Consider the following 261-nt stretch of genomic DNA (forward strand, 5'->3'; position numbering starts at 1 on the left):
TTATGAAATTTAGCGTCAATAGCGCCTTTGATAGAAAACAATCTAGGTAAGGCATCTGTGCCGAGATGCTTAATACTTAGGAACGTGTCTTTACCGTATTTAGCGGAGACATCAAATATATCACGATGCATATACTCGCCCACTTCAGGGATATTGTCGAAGTTTGATAGTATCTGCCTTCTGAGCTGTGCAAGCTCACTCACACTGTTAGTGCCTATGTAAAAGGTTTTCTCTTTTGCCGCTATTGGATAAGTGTCAAGA

At 40.6% G+C, this 261-nt stretch carries 1 pseudogene; it reads right to left on the reverse strand.

Annotated features, from left to right (window positions below):
• Positions 1 to 261, reverse strand: a pseudogene (locus AAEZ03_RS27910) (D-lactate dehydrogenase); the annotation flags it as partial.

The sequence above is a fragment of the Pseudomonas sp. HY2-MNA-CIBAN-0224 genome, assembly GCF_040310285.1.
GTDB classification, from domain to species: Bacteria; Pseudomonadota; Gammaproteobacteria; order Pseudomonadales; family Pseudomonadaceae; genus Aquipseudomonas; species Aquipseudomonas helleri.